Annotated in this window: 10 protein-coding genes and 2 pseudogenes; 4 read left to right on the top strand and 8 right to left on the bottom strand. The window is 66.2% G+C overall.

Annotation, left to right across the window (positions count from 1 at the left end; genetic code table 11):
• The first annotated feature begins 39 nt into the window (after positions 1 to 39).
• A complete protein-coding gene (locus AWC03_RS03310) occupies positions 40 to 303 on the top strand; it encodes a hypothetical protein (protein WP_085239101.1) in 264 nt (87 codons plus the stop codon).
• Positions 290 to 922 carry a hypothetical protein gene (locus AWC03_RS26710; protein WP_141659189.1) on the top strand — a complete coding sequence of 211 codons (633 nt, stop codon included), beginning with the start codon at positions 290 to 292 and terminating at the stop codon, positions 920 to 922. Before AWC03_RS03310 ends, AWC03_RS26710 begins: the two co-directional genes overlap by 14 nt.
• A 27-nt stretch (positions 923 to 949) precedes the next feature.
• On the opposite strand, the gene AWC03_RS28270 is transcribed toward AWC03_RS26710, so the two are convergent.
• From AWC03_RS28270 to AWC03_RS26725, 4 genes and pseudogenes are all read right to left on the bottom strand, one after another.
• On the bottom strand, positions 950 to 1,705 hold the full coding sequence (locus AWC03_RS28270; RefSeq protein WP_142278314.1) for a DUF2510 domain-containing protein: 756 nt from the start codon (positions 1,703 to 1,705) through the stop codon (positions 950 to 952).
• Between the two features lie 1,378 nt (positions 1,706 to 3,083).
• Positions 3,084 to 3,530 carry a hypothetical protein gene (locus AWC03_RS26720; protein ID WP_090420795.1) on the bottom strand — a complete coding sequence of 149 codons (447 nt, stop codon included), beginning with the start codon at positions 3,528 to 3,530 and terminating at the stop codon, positions 3,084 to 3,086.
• A gap of 245 nt (positions 3,531 to 3,775) precedes the next feature.
• Positions 3,776 to 4,177: pseudogene (locus tag AWC03_RS03315) on the bottom strand (integrase core domain-containing protein); the annotation flags it as partial.
• A 91-nt stretch (positions 4,178 to 4,268) separates the two neighbouring features.
• Positions 4,269 to 4,730, bottom strand: coding sequence for a DUF4190 domain-containing protein (locus AWC03_RS26725; protein WP_141659193.1), 462 nt, complete (start codon positions 4,728 to 4,730; stop codon positions 4,269 to 4,271).
• A gap of 439 nt (positions 4,731 to 5,169) precedes the next feature.
• Here AWC03_RS26725 and AWC03_RS28275 point away from each other — a divergent pair.
• Positions 5,170 to 5,648: pseudogene (locus AWC03_RS28275) on the top strand (DUF3556 domain-containing protein); the annotation flags it as partial.
• A gap of 4 nt (positions 5,649 to 5,652) precedes the next feature.
• Here AWC03_RS28275 and AWC03_RS03330 read toward each other — a convergent pair.
• The gene (locus tag AWC03_RS03330; RefSeq protein ID WP_067947172.1) at positions 5,653 to 5,880 is read right to left on the bottom strand and encodes a DUF3618 domain-containing protein; all 228 of its coding nucleotides are present in this window, start codon (positions 5,878 to 5,880) and stop codon (positions 5,653 to 5,655) included.
• Positions 5,881 to 5,978: 98 nt separating this feature from the next.
• Between AWC03_RS03330 and bcp the strand changes: the two genes are divergently transcribed.
• Complete coding sequence (gene bcp, locus AWC03_RS03335) at positions 5,979 to 6,452, top strand: thioredoxin-dependent thiol peroxidase (protein WP_085239103.1); 474 nt, start codon at positions 5,979 to 5,981, stop codon at positions 6,450 to 6,452.
• A gap of 102 nt (positions 6,453 to 6,554) precedes the next feature.
• On the opposite strand, the gene AWC03_RS03340 is transcribed toward bcp, so the two are convergent.
• The 3 genes from AWC03_RS03340 to AWC03_RS03350 form a co-directional block, all read right to left on the bottom strand.
• Positions 6,555 to 7,883, bottom strand: a complete 1,329-nt coding sequence (locus AWC03_RS03340; protein ID WP_085239104.1) for a dipeptidase — start codon at positions 7,881 to 7,883, stop codon at positions 6,555 to 6,557.
• 99 nt (positions 7,884 to 7,982) lie between these two features.
• Positions 7,983 to 8,375, bottom strand: coding sequence for a holo-ACP synthase AcpS (gene acpS / locus AWC03_RS03345; RefSeq protein ID WP_065444533.1), 393 nt, complete (start codon positions 8,373 to 8,375; stop codon positions 7,983 to 7,985).
• Between the two features lie 31 nt (positions 8,376 to 8,406).
• Complete coding sequence (locus AWC03_RS03350; RefSeq protein WP_085239105.1) at positions 8,407 to 17,643, bottom strand: type I polyketide synthase; 9,237 nt, start codon at positions 17,641 to 17,643, stop codon at positions 8,407 to 8,409.
• Positions 17,644 to 17,753: the final 110 nt, after the last annotated feature.

A 17,753-nucleotide genomic window follows, 5' to 3' on the forward strand; every position in this document is an offset into this window, starting at 1 on the left:
ACTTGGGTCGACTTAAAGTCGATTCACGATCTCACCAAGATGCTCGGTAAGCACCTCGAAGAGCAGAGCAAGGGTCTCGACGCGATTCACCAACGACTAGCCGAATTCGGCACGGAGCACGAAGGAATCTGGATTTACGGCAGTGGCGATGACGACGAACACGAGTATCGACGCGCAGTCGCCGAAGCCGAAGCGGCAGAGCGGCGCGAATTCGAGGATAATTTGTTCGGCCGTCAAGCGTACCCAAAGTCCCAGGATTCAGAAGAAAACGATTTCGAGGACGGATCCCATGGAAATGGCTGAATGGTTTATCGTCACAACTGCGATAGGTATTCCTATAGGCAATGCGATCTTCGCCGGAATCCTCGGCCTGGTCGGCGCTCGGGTCGGGCGAAACGCGACACGTTATTCTGCGGAGCTGCAAGCCGAAGTCAACCGCCAAGATGCCGCATTACAAGCCGCCCAGCGTCGCCACGACGTTGAAATTGCTCAGCTACGTGAATCGCAGGAGGCGCTCCTAACGGCTGCAACTGCGGTTCAGTCGTTTGTCTGGTATGCCGAGAATCGGGCCAAATCGGGCATACCGATTACGACTGAAGAATGGCAAGCGGCGCGCCCGCTCGTCGAGCCAGCGATCCTTGCGGCGGAAAAATTGCGCGTCATTGCGCCAACCCTGCCTACGGAGACTCTCCGCAACGCGTACATCGAAGTGGAACGGCTAGCTTTCAAAGTCGTGGCCGGGGCGTCGAAGTATGGAACGAATCCGTCAAAGAGGAAAACCAACCAGACCCGATCACGCGCGCACTCAAGGCAACTGCTGACGCAATCAAAACGGCGTACGACACCTATCCGGCACAGCTTGGGCCAAACAGGAACTACTCCCACTGCCTTCGTAGCAAAGGCAGGACCGAGGCATCACTAGTTGAGGCACCTTCAAGGAAGCCGTCGATCAATCGCTCGAGCCCAAAGTACCAGACTGGGCGCCCAACGGCCGCGGCCTGGCTGGTGGTCGAGCACGAGAATGACGTTGGAGGGCGAGGATAATCCCGGACAACAACGTAGCTATTGCCCCGCCAATTGCAAAGGAAACGCCGAAAAATAATAAGATGATCATCAGCGAAACATCGGTTTCATGACTATGAAGAACACTAAGTATGCACCCGATAACTCCGATCACGATAACCGTAGCACCTGCGATGACGCTGTACACCGGGTGAGCTGCGGGTCTTACCAAAGAAAGAACACCAAGAACGAATATCACGACACAGAGCGTAAACGCTGCGAGGAAGTAGGCATCCACTACTGTGGTGGGCCAACGAGTTGCGGATGGATACAGAATGGATCCGAATGAGAGCGCCAGCACGATGAAAGAGATCCCCCTGGCAATGGCAAGGGCTGAATTTTTCCTATTCCTATGGGGGGGACCGACGTCTATCGCCGTCTGGCCCTGAGCCTGAAATTGACCGGTCGAGATTGATCCATACTGACGCTGCGCCCACGCCGTGCCGTCCCAGCAACGATGCCGATCGGCATCTTCGGGATCCGGGTACCAACCCGGCCATGGAGCCGGCGTCGTCACGATCTTTCCCCGATGCACAAGAGCCCAGCGCAACGCGGCATCTTCACAAGCGATTTTTCCGGTTTTTGATACCGGTCGCGTGATTGCGTTTTGTTCACCACTGCCCTTCCTTGCTAGCCGTGGCATAAAGTGGTGCGTCTAGTGAGTATCGCGTCACTGGTTTAGCCACGGTGCGTTAACCCGATTCTGTTCGTGTGCCCGCCTGTGAGTGATGTCCAGTTCACCATCCCCAAAAGTAGGCGCCGCAACGATTGCAAGTGCATTGAAGTCTTTCGGCATGCTGTCCCGAATGCTCGTGGTCGGTATGGCGGGCTAGTATTCGTGCCTTGGAGGACTGGAGTTAAGTCGTGATCCCGTTGAGTCTATGGCAATCTCCGACGAAGTGCACGACCCCGTCGGAAAGATGGCATTTGACCATTCCTCAAGGCGCATCGATCAGGCCAGCACAAATCGGGTTTAATCATCGCGATCAGAAATGTTCTCTACACCAGTCCCACAAGTAATCTCTTATGCACTCCTTGCCAACGTCCATATTTTGTTCGAATACCGGCCTGCACAGTTTTATCACCCTGCATTCACACTCGTTGTGTTCACATCCCTCCCCGGGACAATAAAACCACCCAGGCGGGCAGTTCCCTGGCGCATCCGCTGGCATCTCACCGCGTACGATGTCAAGCGCATATTCGATGCCGTCTAAGTCGTCGCCGCCGCATGGCTCATCAGCTGCCGCTGGTGTCGCGAACGCCAATGCGGCTGTTGCTAATGCTGCTGCGAATGCTGGTCCGGAGAAGGATGTGTACATCAAACCACCCCGTCCCTCCAGACATTCCGACGCCAACCACTCGACGCTAACTTTCGATCACCGTCGCGGGGAGGGCCGAAAGTCCTGGAATCAGAGGAACTTAGCCATAGCCTCTATGAAGAATAGCCATTTGAGAGGCCGATAAAGTAGTTGTCACCGTTACCGCTGTACCAGGTACTCGACTCAAATTCACCGCGGGTGAGGTTGACGAATACCAAATGGGTATCGAGGTGGGCAAGGCCAGGGCGTCGTCAACATGCAGGCGCATCACATGCAAAGGGTCATCGACTGCCCGACACTTCCGGCGTTCGACGTCCCTTTAGTGCCCGCACGTGGCGACATAGACCGAGATGAGGCGAGTCGAGCGTCGATCAGCGTTGGGCTGCGAGCCGCTGGATTTCCCACATGCCTGCTTGCAACTGTCGTAGTTGTTCCTTGCGGTGGCCAGGCACTTCTTCGTCGTCTCGACGTCGGTTTGGGGGTAATTGCACAATTTCACCGCCGCACGGTTCTTGTCCGCACAGAGTTGGACGCACCCATTCTTCGTGGTGGTGTCGCTTCTGCTGCAAGCTACGACTGAGGCTCCTAGGAGCGCGATCGCCACCGCAGCTCTGAATCGCATCATATCCGAATTCCCTTCCGCAAAGGACATCAAGCGCTTTGGCAGAACGCCTACCGCGCCCGGCACGCCAGTTAGCTGTCTTAGAAATCCGGGCAGGCCTCAGGCGGCGCATCGACGTCGCACGCTAGGGCGTCAACGTCAACAGACCAAGCTTTGCCGTAAACCTTCGCCTTGAACGAGCCCAGAGACTGGCTACGACCGTTAGGCAGCAAAAAGTTATCTTCTAATATATGGCCCGTAACGTTAGTGCTCTGTGCGACCCGGACCTTGGCGTAAACGTCTTTGCCCCTGTTATTGTCGAGGTACAGTTTCACCCCGTATTTCCACTTGTTATTGTCATACAAGGACTCTGACCTCAGTGCGATGCCATTCGAAGTTGCCTTCATTTGGCTGTCACCGGCGTTGTCGACATAAAACTCGACGTATTGTTGGGCATCGGAGTTGTCCGCACTTGCCCATGGACTCCAGACGCCTAAAGCCAATGGAACCAGAAAGAAGAGCATTGTGAGTGAATAGACCTTCTTCATCCCGTACAACCCCCCTACCAAGCGATTTGATCACACGCCGACGAGGTGATCATCCACCGCGGCACGACAGCCTGAGGAGGGCCTTTAGTCACCTCAAGGAGTGTCTTTTCGGTGGGGGGCGTGCAGGACCGACCTCGACGAGCTGGTCAACTGGTGTTAAGAAGCGAGAACCGAGGCTTCTCTCGTAGGAACACTCTGTCGCGATTAATTGGCGTGAAACATCCTGGTTTTGCCGGAGGCTCGGGCTATTGGATTCCGGCCAGGCGTTGGTGGGTCCGTAGATCATCGTAGAAGCTGGCTTCGAATTCTGCGGGTGGGATGTCCCCGAGGTAGCTGTGCAGGGCGGGCGGTGTTGTGCCAGTACACCCAGCCCAGGATGGCCAGTTCGACATCTTCGACGGTCTTCCAGGGCTCGATGCGAGCATAGATTAGCTCCGCTTTGTAGTGGCCGTTGACGGTCTCGGCCAGCGCATTGTCGAAGCTGTCGCCGATGGTGCCGATCGAGGGACTGCACCGATCTCGGCGAGGCATTCACCGTAGCGGATGAAGGTGAACTGCGGTCCTGCGTGGAAGTGACATGTCAAGCCGAGCAACGCCTTTCCGCGTGACCGGCGGGCCATCTCAAACGCGTCGAGGACCGTGGTGCTGGCGCACGTTGCGTGGCCGGCGCTGTAAGGGCCCGGACCACTTCCTTGTCTCGAGTCCGGCAGGGCGACATTACGCCCGCGCTGATGCGTCTTACGGCGTTGGCTGCCGGACCGGGACTTCGGAAACATTCATCGGACCAAACGCAAACAGGAATAGTGCCAATACCGCAACGGCAGTGATGAATCCAAGCACGATAGCGGCAGTCGCGACTTTGCCGTTGTCAGCCTCACCGCGTTTGATGCGGCCACGGGCGGCAATCCCGATGACCACGGCGATGATTCCGAGAATGACTGCACCGAACACGAAGATGACTGAAACGAAGACTGTTTCGCAGCTGCTTCCCGGTGAGACCGGCGGGCACTGGCCTGACTCCCACAAGGGCACTTTGCGCAAGATGAAAATCAGTATCGCTGAGAGCAGCGCGACGATCGCGATCACCAGGGATGCGATGCCCAGCCGGTTCTTCCTCGGGCCGAGGGGTCGGGGGGGCGGGTAACCAGGCACCCCGGTGGTGGCCTCCGACTTGTCCAAGGATTCCGGGGAGTCTTTCATTATTTCGCCTTAGATCGGGCCGGGTCATGTACGACTGTAGTTTAGGCTCACTAGCCGCCATGTCGAGGCGGATCGGTGGAGACTCATAATGGTCAGCGAAGTGTATGCCAACACGGACGGGCCGCATTGCAGCACATTCGGCGGAGACGGCGCGCTAGCAACAAGGTGGTCGGGATTGGTTCAGCGCGTCAGGCGCTTTGGATAGTCGTAGCGGCACACCGATACCACATCCAGGACCATCCGATTTTGGTGACAGGTCAGAAGCCCAGCTCTTTCCCCATGCTGGCTGCCGTAAGCTCGTCGGGCCCGCTCAACGGTCGATCTGCAAGCGCTATCTAGACGACCTGCGCCCCGGCGCCCGGTTCATCGCGCACTTCTCCACCGCCGTGGGAGGTCTGGTGCCGTTGGCGTTGCTCCGCTCCCACGCGGCTGGCCCACGGCCACAACGTTGGGGCCGATGCGACACCTGCAGCTCGAGCGCCTATACGGCTCCAAGGAGGCAAGCTGGTACCGCTTCACCTCGCCATGCGTTCCGCGGTATGAACACTCACGGCCACGCGCTGTTCACCCTGGTGCACCGCGCGCTGGCCTGCTACGACGAGGACGACTACAACCTGTGCGAGGGCGAGATTCTGTGCTCGGGTGTTGGGATCGAACTTCGGCGACGGGCACATGCACAACGAATGTCTCATCGAGGCCCTACAGCAGCGCTGCGATTTCAAGCCCGGTGGCATGCGGGCGGTCATTCTGGACGCACAACCCATCCACGTCCAGCGGCAGGAGTAATGGCTTGTCGACGCGGCGACCGGCCAATTCGAGCGCGGCTACGTCGACCTCGAGGGCATGGTCGCGGTGCAGCCGCGGGACGACGACATCCCGGTGCCCGTTCAGAGCGGTACGGGCGCCGGCACGACCTGACCGGTCAGCGGTTGCGCACCCGGTGCACCACCACGACGACCACCAGGACACCGACGCCGGCCAGGGTCACCGTCACCGCTGGTTTCTTGACGAACTCGATCGCCTTCGCCTTCAGGTCGTCGGCGAGGCGGCGGGGGTTGGCCCGCACGGCAAGGGTGTCGACGGTGGCCGCCAGCTGGTCGCGGGCGACGTCGATGTCCCGCTTGATGGCCTCGGGGTCCCGGTCCGCCACGTGTCTGTCCTCCCAGTCGGCCTGATGCACCTGAGGCACTACCCTAGATCAGCTGGCGATAACCCCAACGCTCCGGTGAACAGAAAGGGGCCCAGAAGATGGCCGAGACCACGCGGCTTGCGCCGGGCGACAAAGCGCCCTCCTTCAGCCTGCCCGACGCCGACGGCAACCAGGTGTCGCTGGCCGACTACACGGGGCGCCGCGTCATCGTGTACTTCTACCCGGCGGCCTCCACGCCGGGCTGCACCAAACAGGCCTGCGACTTCCGTGACAACCTCCACGAACTCGGCGACGCCGGCCTCGACGTAATCGGCATCTCCCCCGACAAGCCGGAGAAGCTGGCCAAGTTCCGCGACGCCGAGAAGCTGACCTTCCCGCTGCTGTCGGATCCCGAGCGCAAGGTGCTGACGGCCTGGGGCGCCTACGGCGAAAAGCAGATGTACGGCAAGACCGTGCAGGGCGTGATCCGCTCGACCTTCGTGGTCGACGAAAAAGGCAAGATCGCGCTTGCGCAGTACAACGTGAAGGCCACCGGGCACGTCGCCAAGCTGCGCCGCGACCTCTCCGTCTGACTCAACGCTCTCCCGCTGGCGATTCAGCATCTGCCGGCGCCCAAATCGACGCCGGCGAAAAGCTCACTCGGCCTTTTCCGCGCCAGCGTCGATCTCGACGCCTTACTCGGCCAGATTCGCCAGCAGCAGCGCCTCGGCGATGGCGGCGCGTTCCAGCACGCCCAGGTGCAGGCTCTCGTTGATGCTGTGCGCCTGGGTACCGGGGTCCTCGACGCCGGTGACCAGGATCTTGGCCTGCGGGAACGCGTCGGCGAACTCGGCGATGAACGGGATGGAGCCGCCCATGCCCATGTCGATGGGCTTCGTCCCCCAGGCCTGCCGGAATGCCGCCCGCGCGGCGTCGTAGACCGGGCCGCTGGCGTCGATGGCGTAGGGCTCGCCGACGTCGCCGCGGCTGACGCTGAGCTGGGCGCCCCACGGGACATGCTTTTGAAGATGAGCGGTCAACGCGTCCAGGTGCGCGTCGGCGTCACCACCGGGCGCGACCCGCATGCTGATCTTGGCGCGGGCACGCGGGATCAGGGTGTTCGACGCTTTGTCGATGGGCGTGGTGTCGATGCCGATCACGGTGACCGCGGGTTTGGCCCATAGCCGCTGCGGGACCGAGCCCGAGCCGATCTCGGACACCCCGTCCAGCAGCCCCGAATCGGCGCGCACCCGCTCGGGCGGGTAATCCACAGTGGCGGCGGTACTTTCGTGTAGGCCCGCGACCGCGACGTTGCCGTCGTCGTCGTGCAGGCTCGCCAGCAGCCGCACCAGCACGCTCAGCGCGTCGGGGACCACACCGCCCCACAGGCCCGAGTGCAGCCCGTGGTCGAGGGTGGCGACCTCGACCACGCAGTCGACCAGGCCACGCAGCGAAACCGTCAGCGCCGGAACGTCGGTGCTCCAATTGTCCGAGTCGGCGATGACAATCACGTCGGCGGCCAGCGCGTCGCGGTGGACGGCCAGCAGCCGCCCCAGTGACGGCGAGCCGGATTCTTCCTCCCCTTCGACGAAGACCGTCACCCCCACCGGCGGTTGGCCGCAGTGCGCCCTGAAGGCGGCCAAATGCGTTGCGATACCGGCCTTGTCGTCGGCGCTGCCGCGGCCGTAGAGCCGCCCGCCGCGTTCGGTGGGCTCGAAGGGCGGCGACGCCCACTGGCCGACATCGCCCTCGGGCTGCACGTCGTGGTGGGCGTAGAGCAGCACGGTCGGCGCACCAGGGGGCGCGGGATGACGCGCGATGACCGCCGGGGCGCCGCCCTCGCTGACGATCTGCACATCGCCAAATCCGGCCTGTGACAACAGGTCCGCCACCGCCCGCGCGCTGCGGTGCACCTCGTCGCGCCGGCCGGGGTCGGCCCACACCGATTCGATGCGCACCAGGTCCTCGAGGTCACGGCGCACCGACGGCAATACGGCGCGGACACGGTCCACAAGATCACTCATGCCGTCGAGGCTAGTCCCCCACCTTTTCGGCGCGAGCAGACGCAGAATCGCATCAATGCCGAGGTCGAGATGCGACTTTGCGTCTGCTCGCGGTAGGCACTAGGTCGTCTCCAGGATCGCCACCGCGGCGGCGGTGTCCCCCTCGTGCGTCAGCGACACGTGAATCGTCACGTCGGCCAGGTGTTTGGCGATATCGCCGCTGAGCCGCACCCGCGGCCGCCCCCACATGTCGGTGACCACCTCGATGTCGCGGTGGATATCCTCGGGCAGCACGGGCCGTTGCGCGAACCGCGACCCCGACCAGGCCTTGATCACCGCCTCCTTGGCCGCCCAGCGGGCGGCGAGGTGGCGCGCCGCCGACGAGCTCTTGTCCGACGCGTCGCGACGCTCACCGGGTGTGAACGTCTCGGAGAAGACGGTTCCCGGCTGGTCGACCTGCTCGGCGAAATCAGGGATCGAGACGACGTCGATCCCCACACCGACAATTCCCATGGGTGGCCAGGCTAACGGACGGTCGGAGACGTCATCCGGCCGAGACCTCGTAGGCATCGTCCTCGCCCAGCCGAGATGCCGGGTTCAGCAGCATCGCCGCCTCCTGCCGCTTCTCCGGTGCGTCATGGTCGAAGCGACGGTCCGCCGGGCGCTCGTACATCGGCGCGCCGCCGGCGATCGCCGAGGCCAACCGGCGCTGACCGGCCAGCAGCCGCGCCTCCGCGCGCTGCTGGTAGTCCGCGCGCTGCTCGGGGTTCAGGGCGGCGATGAAGGCCTGCGGGTGCACCAGCGCCACCAGTCCGGACACGTGGCCGAACCCGAGGCTGGTCACCATGCCGGCCTTGAGGGGGAACTTCTCGCCGAGCCGCAGGGTGTCACGCACCCAGACGAAGTGGGCCGAGCCGGCCAGCTCGTCGTCGACGCAGTCGAGGCTGCGGTTGGGCGGGATCACCCCGTCGCGCAGCATCTGGCACAGGCCCATCATCTGGAAGACCGCCGCCCCGCCCTTGGCGTGCCCGGTGAGGCTCTTCTGCGACACCACGAACAGCGGGGCGCCCTCCGATCGGCCCAGCGAATCGGCCAGCCGCTCGTGCAGTTCGGTCTCGTTGGGATCGTTGGCCAGCGTGGAGGTGTCGTGCTTGGAGATCACCGCGATGTCGTCGGCGCCGACGCCGAGCTTGGCCAGCGAGCGCGCCAACGCCGATTCCTTGCCGCCGCGGCCGGCGCCCAGCGCGCCCAGACCGGGGGCCGGGATCGAGGTGTGCACGCCGTCGGCGAACGACTGCGCGTAGGCCACCACGGCCAGCACCGGCAGACCCATCTTGAGCGCCAGGTCGCCGCGGGCGAGCAGGATGGTGCCCCCGCCCTGCGCCTCGACGAATCCGAGCCGCCGCCGGTCGTTGGGCCGGGAGAACTTCGAGTCGTGAATGCCCCGGCCCCGCATCATGGACGTGTCGGCCGTGGCCGCCATGTCACCGAAGCCGATGATCGCCTCCAGCGTCAGGTCGTCGAAGCCGCCGGCCACCACCAGTTCGGCCTTGCCGAGGCGGATCTTGTCGACGCCCTCCTCGACCGACACCGCAGCGGTCGCGCACGCACCGACCGGGTGGATCATCGCACCGTAGCTGCCCACGTAGCTCTGGATGACGTGTGCGGCAACAACATTCGGCAGCACTTCCTGCAGGATGTCGTTCGGCTTGTTCCGGCCGAGCAGGTTGCCGTGATACATGGTCTGCATCGACGTCATGCCGCCCATGCCGGTGCCCTGGGTGCTGGCCACCAGGCCCGGGTGCACCCACCGCATCAGTTCGGTCGGGGTGAATCCCGAGGACAGGAACGCATCGACGGTCGCGACGATGTTCCACAGCGCCACCCGGTCGGTGGAGCTGGCCATGTCCTGGCTGATGCCGTAGACGGTCGGATCGAACCCGGTGGGGATCTGCGCGCCGACGACCCGCGACAGCTTGGTCTTGCGCGGCACCCGGATCTCGGTGCCGGCCTTGCGCGTGACCTGCCAGTCGCTCGAATCGGGAACCGGGCGGATGACCGTGTGCTCCGGATCGAACTCGACGAATCCGCGAGCGTCGGCCTCCGAGGAGACGACGAAGGTGAAGTCCTTGTCCAGGAACACCGAGACCAGCAAGGGCGAAGCGTGATCGGGGTCGATCGCGCCGTCGTCGACGAACTCGCGGATGCCCACCCGCTCCACCACGATGTCGTGGTAGCGCTCCACGAGCTCGGCTTCGTCGACCAGATCGCCGGATTGCGTGTCGTACCAACCGGGTTGGGGGTCGTCCTCCCAGCGGATCAGGCCCGTGGTCCAGGCCAGCTCCAGGACACCCGCCGCCGACAATTCGTTGTCGACCTCCATCTCGAACCGGGTGCGCGACGAACCGTACGGCCCGATCTCGGCGCCACCGACGATGACCACCAGGTCGGCCGGGTCGACGTCGAGGTCGGCCCATTCCGGCGGGGGCGCCGGGCTGAAGCCGCGCGGCGGGGACGGCAGCGCGGCGATGGTGCCCTCGGCCGCAACGTCTTCCGTCGCCTGCTCGCCTGATGTGGCCTGCTCGCGGGCCTTGGCGGACAGCTCGGCCATGTCCAGGTTGGCCTCGCCGAGGCCGCCGGTCAGGTCCGCGTTGATCGGCGCGCCGGCCGCCGCGACCTTGGACTCGACGTCGCACAGGTCCAGCAGCATCGCCGCCATCTCGTCGGTGGAGTAGGTGGTGACACCGGCCTCCTCGACAGCGTCGACGACGGCGTCGTTGTGGCCCATCAGCCCGGTGCCGCGGGTCCAGCCGATGAGCGCGTGCGCCAGGCTGACCCGGGACGCCCAGGAGGACTCGGCATGCCAACGACTCACCAGCGCGTCCAGCGCGGACTTGGCTTCGCCGTATGCGCCGTCACCGCCGAACATTCCGCGGTTGGGCGAGCCGGGCAACACGACGTGCAGGCGCGACGCGATGTCGCGCTCGGCGCCGATCTTGGACAGCCCGCCGATCAAGCGCTGCACCGCCCACAGCAACACCTTCATCTCCATCTCGGAGCGCGAACCGGCCTCCGAGAGGTCGCCGGCCACGCGGGGCGCCGCGAACGGGAACAGCAGCGTGGGGGTCTGCGCGTCCTTGATGTGGATGGATTGCGGCCCAAGGCTTTCGGTCTGCTCGGTCCCGATCCATTCGACCAGTGCGTCGATATCGGAGTAGGACGCCATGTTGGCGGCGACGACCCACAGGGCCGCGCCGTACCGGGCGTGGTCCCGATACAGCCCGCGGTAGAACGCCAGCCGCTCGTCGTCGAGCTTCGACGTGGTGGCGATGACGGTGGCTCCACCGTCGAGCAGCCGCGCGACCACCGACGCCGCGATCGAACCCTTCGAGGCGCCCGTCACCACGGCAACCTCGTTGCGGTAGGGGCCGGGGTCGGGGTTCTCCGCGCCGGCGGCGATGCGGCCGTACAGCGATGCGTGAATCTGGCGGCCGGCTGCCAGCGACTTGCCCTGCCACCAGGTGGCCTGGGTGGCCACGACGTGGCCTGCGCCCTCGAACCTTTCGGACAGGCTTTGCCACCGGGCGTCGATTTCGCCCTCGTCGGTCAGCCAGAGCTTGACCAGGTCCTCCCGCGCGCTCGCCCACCGGTCGTCGAACACGACGGCCTTCTTGGCGTCGAACGCCGGCGCGACCAGACGTGGCCAGTCCGCGCCGAGTTCGGTGGTGACCAGGTCGATGAGTTCGGCGTCCGTGGCCGTCGGCATGGCGCTGACGGGATCGTCGTGGCCCAACTGGTTGAGGATCAGCCGGGCCGCCGAGGCGAGCACGCCGTCACGGCCGGTGATCTGGTCGGTGAACTCGCTCAACGCGGCCGCGTCGACGGTCGCACCGCCACCGCCACCCGACGACGGCAGCGCCACCGCGATGCCGCGGCGCGCGGCGAGCGCGGCCACCGCGGCGTCGATGACCTTGTCGACCGAGGCCGCATCGGCCAGGGCGCCCTCGTGCAGGTGACCCATGGCGCCGCCCCGCACGCTGGTGCCCTCGCGGGTTCCCAACGCCACTTCGACCGTGACGTGCTTGGCCCAACCGTCGCCGAGCTCCCACGTCTTCTTGACGCGCTCGGCGATGGCGGCCGGCCGCTTGCCCGAGGGTCCCAGCACCGTGCGCAGCTGGTCGTTGATCGCGTCGGAGAGCACTGGGCCGAAAGGCTTGTACGTGCGCGCCAGCTTGGTCACCTGCGACCGCAGACCGGCCAGGTCGGCCTCGGCGGCGCCGTCGATGGCGCCCAGGTTCAGCTCCGAACCCAGGTCGACCAGCAACTGGTTGCGCCGCGATGAGGCCCCGTCGGTGATGGACTCGATGGAGTCCAGCTCCTCGATCTGGTCGATGCGCATCTTGGCCGACAGCGCGATCAACGCCAGGGTGGCGTCTGCGGCGTCGAAGCCGATGTCATCGGGACGAGGGCCTCCGGACGGTGCCGACACCGGCGCCGGTGCGGCCTCCACGGGGGTTGCCCCGGCGTCCGACGCGATCGCCGGCTCTTCCTCCGGCTCCGGCTCCGGGTCGGTGTCGGTGGCGAACAACACGGCGGCGTCGCGCTCGGCGTTGAGCACTTCGACTGTGCTGTGGGCATATTCGGGCAGCTTGAGGGTGTTGGTGGCCAGTCCGGCGACGGTCGGCGCCGACTTCACCCCGATCTCGACGAACCGCTCCACGCCCAGACCGCCCGCGGCCTCTTCGGTGAACAGCAGGTCCTGGGTTTCGATCCAGCGCACCGGGCTGGCGAACTGCCACGCCAGCAGCTCGATCAAGACGATGCGCGCCATCTCGTTGCGGCGCTCGCTCAGCCAGGTGTCGTAGTCGGCGAGGATCTGATCGAGCGGCTCGGCGGGCACCAGGTCCCGGATCTCCTGGATGAAGTCGCGGTCCAGGGTGAACGGACGGGGCACCAGGTTGGGGATGTAGCGCCCGATGATGACGTCGGGATCCTTGTCGCGCGGCATGACCCGTTCCAGGGAGCGGCGGAACTCCGCGACCCCGACGCGCAGCACCCGCGAGTGGAACGGCACGTCGATGCCCGGCACGAGAATGAACGAGCGCTTGCCGCCGGTCAGCTCGCGACGCCGCTCCACCTCGGCTTCGAGTTCCTCCAGCCCGCGGACCGTGCCGGCGATCGCGTACTGCGAGCCGCGCAGGTTGAAGTTCACGATCTCCAGGAATTCCCCGGTGCGGTCGGCGATCGCGGCCACGAAGCCGGGCACCTCGTCGTCCGGCAGGTCGATCTGCGACGGCCGGATCGCCGCCAGCCGGTAGTTGGAGCGGCCCAGCTCGTCGCGAGGAACGATGTCGTGCATCTTGGAGCCGCGGTGAAACACCGTCTCCAGCAACGCTTCCAGCTCATAGATGCCGGTCACGCAGGCCAGCGCCGTGTACTCGCCCACGGAGTGGCCGCAGGCGATGGCGCCCTCGACGAAGGCGCCCTGCTCACGCATCTCGGCGACCTGCGCCGCCGCCACGGTCGCCATCGCGACCTGGGTGAACTGCGTCAGGTACAGCACGCCCTCGGGGTGGTTGTAGTGCACACCGCTGGCGATGATGCTGGTCGGGTTGTCGCGCACCACGTGCAGCACCGAGAAGCCGAGCGTGTCGCGGGTGAACTTGTCCGCTTTGTCCCACACCTTGCGGGCGGCCTTGGACCGGGCGCGGACGTCCATGCCCATGCCCTTGTGCTGAATCCCTTGACCGGGGAAGGCGTACACCGTGCGCGGGGCGGCCAGGCGCGCCGTCGCCGACATCACCAGATCGGATCCGATGCGGGCGGCGACGTCCAAAACCTCAGCGCCCTGGTCGATTCCGACGCGCTCGACGCGGAAGTCGACCTCGTCGCCGGGGCGCACCATGCCCAGGAAGCGGGCGGTCCAGCCGACCAGGCGCGCCGGGGGGCGCGCCTGGCCGTCGGTGGCCGTCACCGCGTGCTGCGCGGCCGCCGAGAGCCACATGCCGTGCACGATGGGCGATTCCAGGCCGGCCAGCAGTGCGGCCGCCCGGTCGGTGTGGATCGGGTTGTGGTCACCGGACACCACGGCGAACGGCCGCATGTCGACGGGGGCGGTCAACCGGACGTCGCGGCGGCGACGACGCGGGGTGTCGGTCGCGTTCTCCGACACCGCGCCGCCGGCCCGCACCGGCTCGGTGAGCTCGGCGGCACCGGTGCGGCCCAGGATCGCGAACCGCTCATCGAGAGTGGCGATCGGCGCGCCGCCGGCGTCGGCGATCATGACCGCGACCCGGACGACACGGCCCATGTCGGTGTCAATGGCCGCCGAAGCCGTTGCGGCGATTGATAACTCGGCCGGCATCTTCGGTAGCGCGCCGACCACGTGGGCCGCATGGTCGAGGTGCACCAGACTGAGCAGGCCTTCGACGACCGGGACGCCGGTGTCGGTGACCGCCGAGCCGATCGCCGCGAAGACGGCGGGCCAGCAGAGGCCGACGAGCGCGTCGGGCACGGTCGTGAGGCCGGGCGCCAGCGGCTCCCCGAAGGTGGCCGTGACCCCGGTGTGGTCGGCGACCCGCTCCGGATCCCAGCCCACCGTCACGCTGGCCGTCCCGTCGACGACCGCCGGCAAGAGCTCCGGCCCGTCGACACCGGCGGCGATCGCCAGCACCGCACGCATGGCGGTCGCGGCGTCCTCGGTCGACACCACCGGAGTTCCGCCGTCAATGGTGTTGGGGGGCAAGGTGAACGGGATGTCGATCCAGGTCCCCGACACCGGAACGCTCAGCACCACCCGGTCGCCGTCGACCTCGAGCCGCGCCCCGGTGGACGAGTGTGTGGCGCGGCGACTCTCGGGCCCTTCAGAGCCCTCGTGTACGAGCCAGTCGGCGGGGTCGGCGATCCGGTGGACCGGGTTGATCGCGGTGCGGCCGGCCCACTGCACGTCGGGGGCGTCGAGCACGACGGCCAGCGGTCCGGTCACGTCGGGGCGGCCCATCCGGCGCGACGCGACGGTGCGGGGCTGCCCGTTGGACGACAGCACCTCGTCGATGGCAGCTTGCTCGAAGCGGTCCAGCAATTCACCGACGGGTTCGTCCATCCGGGTGATGCCGGCCACGGCCGCGGTGCCCGGGATGATGCACACCTGGTCGGCGTCGTAGCGGGCGTCGTGGGCCTGCCACAGCGAGTCGCTTCGCCACCAGCGCCGCACGTCCTTGTCGATGACCGGCACGAAGTTGACCGGCTTCCCCGGCGTCTTGCAGAGCGTGACGAAGAAGGGGACGTCGGCCGGGTGCAGCTGTACGGTCTCGGCATCGGGGTATTCGCCGACGAGCGTGGCGATGGCCTGCTCGGGGCTTTCCAGCAGCGCAGGGTCGGCGAACAGCGTGGCGATCGGACCGGAATCGTTTGCGTGCAAACGGGCTTCGGCCCGCTGCAACATCTGCTGGAAGCGGTCGCGCCAGGTGTCGGCCAGCCAGGGGCTGCCCGGCGCGGCGGTGTCGGCGGTGGAGTCGCCCGCACCGATGGCCAGCTCCACGTAGCGTTGCAGCCACTGCAGGTAGGTCATGTCGGCGACGTCGCCGAAGTACGGCTTGGCGGTGTTCGCCATCGCGGCGATGATCTCGTCGCGACGCTCGGCGACGGCATCCACGTCACCGGCGACCTCGTCGAGGAGCCGGCCGCACCGCGACGCGCTGTTGTCGATCTCGTGGATGTCGGCACCGAGCTGGCTACGGCTGGAAGCCATGCCGCCCACGGCTTTTCCGGCGCCCACCCACTGGTCGGTGCCTTGGGTCTCGACCAGCATCCGCTTGACCGACGGCGAGGTGGTGGCCTCCTCGGTCGCCATCGCCGCGGTGCCGACCAGGATCCCGTCGATCGGCATCAGCGGGAAGCCGTACGCCTGCGCCCACCGCCCGGACAGGTACTCGGCCGCCCGCTCTGGGGTGCCGATGCCGCCGCCGACGCAGACGGTGATGTTGGGACGCGACCGCAGCTCGGAATACGTTGCCAGCAGCAGATCGTCGAGGTCTTCCCATGAGTGGTGGCCACCGGCGCGTCCACCCTCGATGTGCATGATGACCGGCTTGGTGGGCACCTCGGTGGCGATGCGGATGACCGAGCGGATCTGCTCGACCGTGCCGGGCTTGAACACGACGTGGCTGATGCCGGCGTCGTTCAGCTCCTCGATCAGGTCGACGGCGTCCTCGAGGTCGGGGATACCGGCACTGATCACCAGGCCGTCGATCGCCGCACCCGACTGACGCGCCTTCTGCACCAACCGCTTTCCGCCGACCTGCAGCTTCCACAGGTAGGGGTCGAGGAACAGCGCGTTGAATTGATAGGTCCGGCCCGGCTCGAGCAGGGTGGCCAGTTCCTCGACGCGGCCCGCGAAGATCTCCTCGGTGACCTGCCCGCCGCCGGCCAGTTCCGCCCAGTGCCCGGCGTTGGCCGCGGCGGCGACGATCTTGGCGTCCACAGTGGTCGGGGTCATGCCCGCCAGCAGGATCGGCGAGCGGCCCGTCAGCCGGGTGAACTTCGTCGAGAGCTTGACCCTGCCGTCGGGCAGACGAACGACGGTCGGGGCGTAGGTCGACCATGCCCGCGCCACCTCGGGGACGGCCCCGACGGTGAAGAGGTTGCGCTGACCGCCGCGGGTCGCGGCGGGCACGATGCCGACACCCAGTCCGCGGATGACGGGCGCCGTCAGCCGGGTCAGGATGTCGCCGGGACCCAGGTCCAGGATCCAGCGCGCACCGGCCTCGTGCACACGGCTGATCTCCTCGACCCAGTCGACGCGTCGCACCAGGATCGCTTCGGTCAGCTCGCGGGCCAGGGCGACGTCCAGGCCCACCTTCTCGGCCCAGCCGCCGACGATGTCGATGCCGTCGGCCAGCCGCGGCGTGTGGAAGCCGACCTCCACCTGCACCGGATCGAAGACCGGCGAGAACACGTCCCCACCGCGCAACTTGTTCTTGCGATCGGCCTCTTCCTTCTCCGCGATCTGCTGGCAATACAGCTCGAAGCGGGACAGTTGTTCGGGCGTCCCGGTGATCACGACCGAACGCCGGCCGTTGCGGATGGACAGCACGGGCGGCAGCACGGTGCGGACATCCTGAGAGAACTCGTCGAGCAGCCGGCTGATGCGCTCGGGGTCGGCGTTGGTCACCGACACCATCGGGGGGCGATCGCCGAGCACGGAGATTCCGCGCCGGCGGGCCACCAGCGTCCCGGCCGCGCCGATGAGCTGGGCCATCGCCAGCAGCTCGGCGTCGCGGGCACCCGCCGCCTTGAGCGCCTCGACGGCGAGCACGCCTTGGGAGTGCCCGGCGATCGCGACCGGCGGGGTCGCCTCGAGGTCCATGCCCTGGCGCGCCAAAGCGCGGACGGCCGCGATCTGAGTGAGCAGTACGCCGGGGATCGACACCGCGGCCGACGTCAGGTGCTTGTCCGACGGCACCGGGTCCTCGGCCGCCAGCGCACGCACCCACGTGAGCGGCTCGAAACCGATCGGGCGCACCACCACCAATTCCTTGGCCACCGGCTCGAGCAGCAGCTCGACCTCACCGACCAGCGTTGCCAGGTCCGATTCGATCCCGGCCGACGAGACGAGTTCTTCGAGGGTTTCCAGCCAGGCGCTGCCCTGGCCGCCGAACGCAACGGCGTACGGCTCGCCGGCCGTCAGACGGTCGACCAGAGCGTGGGCTTCCCCGGCTGCCGCGTGGGGGCCATTTCCATCGCGATCAGCGGACACCCGGTCGTGCTCATGGATCGTCACCTTCTATGTCTCCCTGTATGCGTCTTTACGTATCGGTTCGTTCGGCCGGTCATCACCGGCGGGCGGGTTCGGCGATTCCGCGTCGAATCAGAGCCGGGAAACGGCTGACC

It is taken from the genome of Mycobacterium europaeum, from assembly GCF_002102155.1.
Lineage (GTDB): Bacteria > Actinomycetota > Actinomycetes > Mycobacteriales > Mycobacteriaceae > Mycobacterium > Mycobacterium europaeum.

Coding starts and splice junctions, on each gene's coding strand:
- AWC03_RS03310 (WP_085239101.1), top strand. CDS start 40: ATGCTCGGTAAGCACCTCGAAGAGCAGAGCAAGGGTCTCGACGCGATT.
- AWC03_RS26710 (WP_141659189.1), top strand. CDS start 290: ATGGAAATGGCTGAATGGTTTATCGTCACAACTGCGATAGGTATTCCT.
- AWC03_RS28270 (WP_142278314.1), bottom strand. CDS start 1,705: ATGCCACGGCTAGCAAGGAAGGGCAGTGGTGAACAAAACGCAATCACG.
- AWC03_RS26720 (WP_090420795.1), bottom strand. CDS start 3,530: ATGAAGAAGGTCTATTCACTCACAATGCTCTTCTTTCTGGTTCCATTG.
- AWC03_RS26725 (WP_141659193.1), bottom strand. CDS start 4,730: ATGAAAGACTCCCCGGAATCCTTGGACAAGTCGGAGGCCACCACCGGG.
- bcp (WP_085239103.1), top strand. CDS start 5,979: ATGGCCGAGACCACGCGGCTTGCGCCGGGCGACAAAGCGCCCTCCTTC.
- AWC03_RS03340 (WP_085239104.1), bottom strand. CDS start 7,883: ATGAGTGATCTTGTGGACCGTGTCCGCGCCGTATTGCCGTCGGTGCGC.
- acpS (WP_065444533.1), bottom strand. CDS start 8,375: ATGGGAATTGTCGGTGTGGGGATCGACGTCGTCTCGATCCCTGATTTC.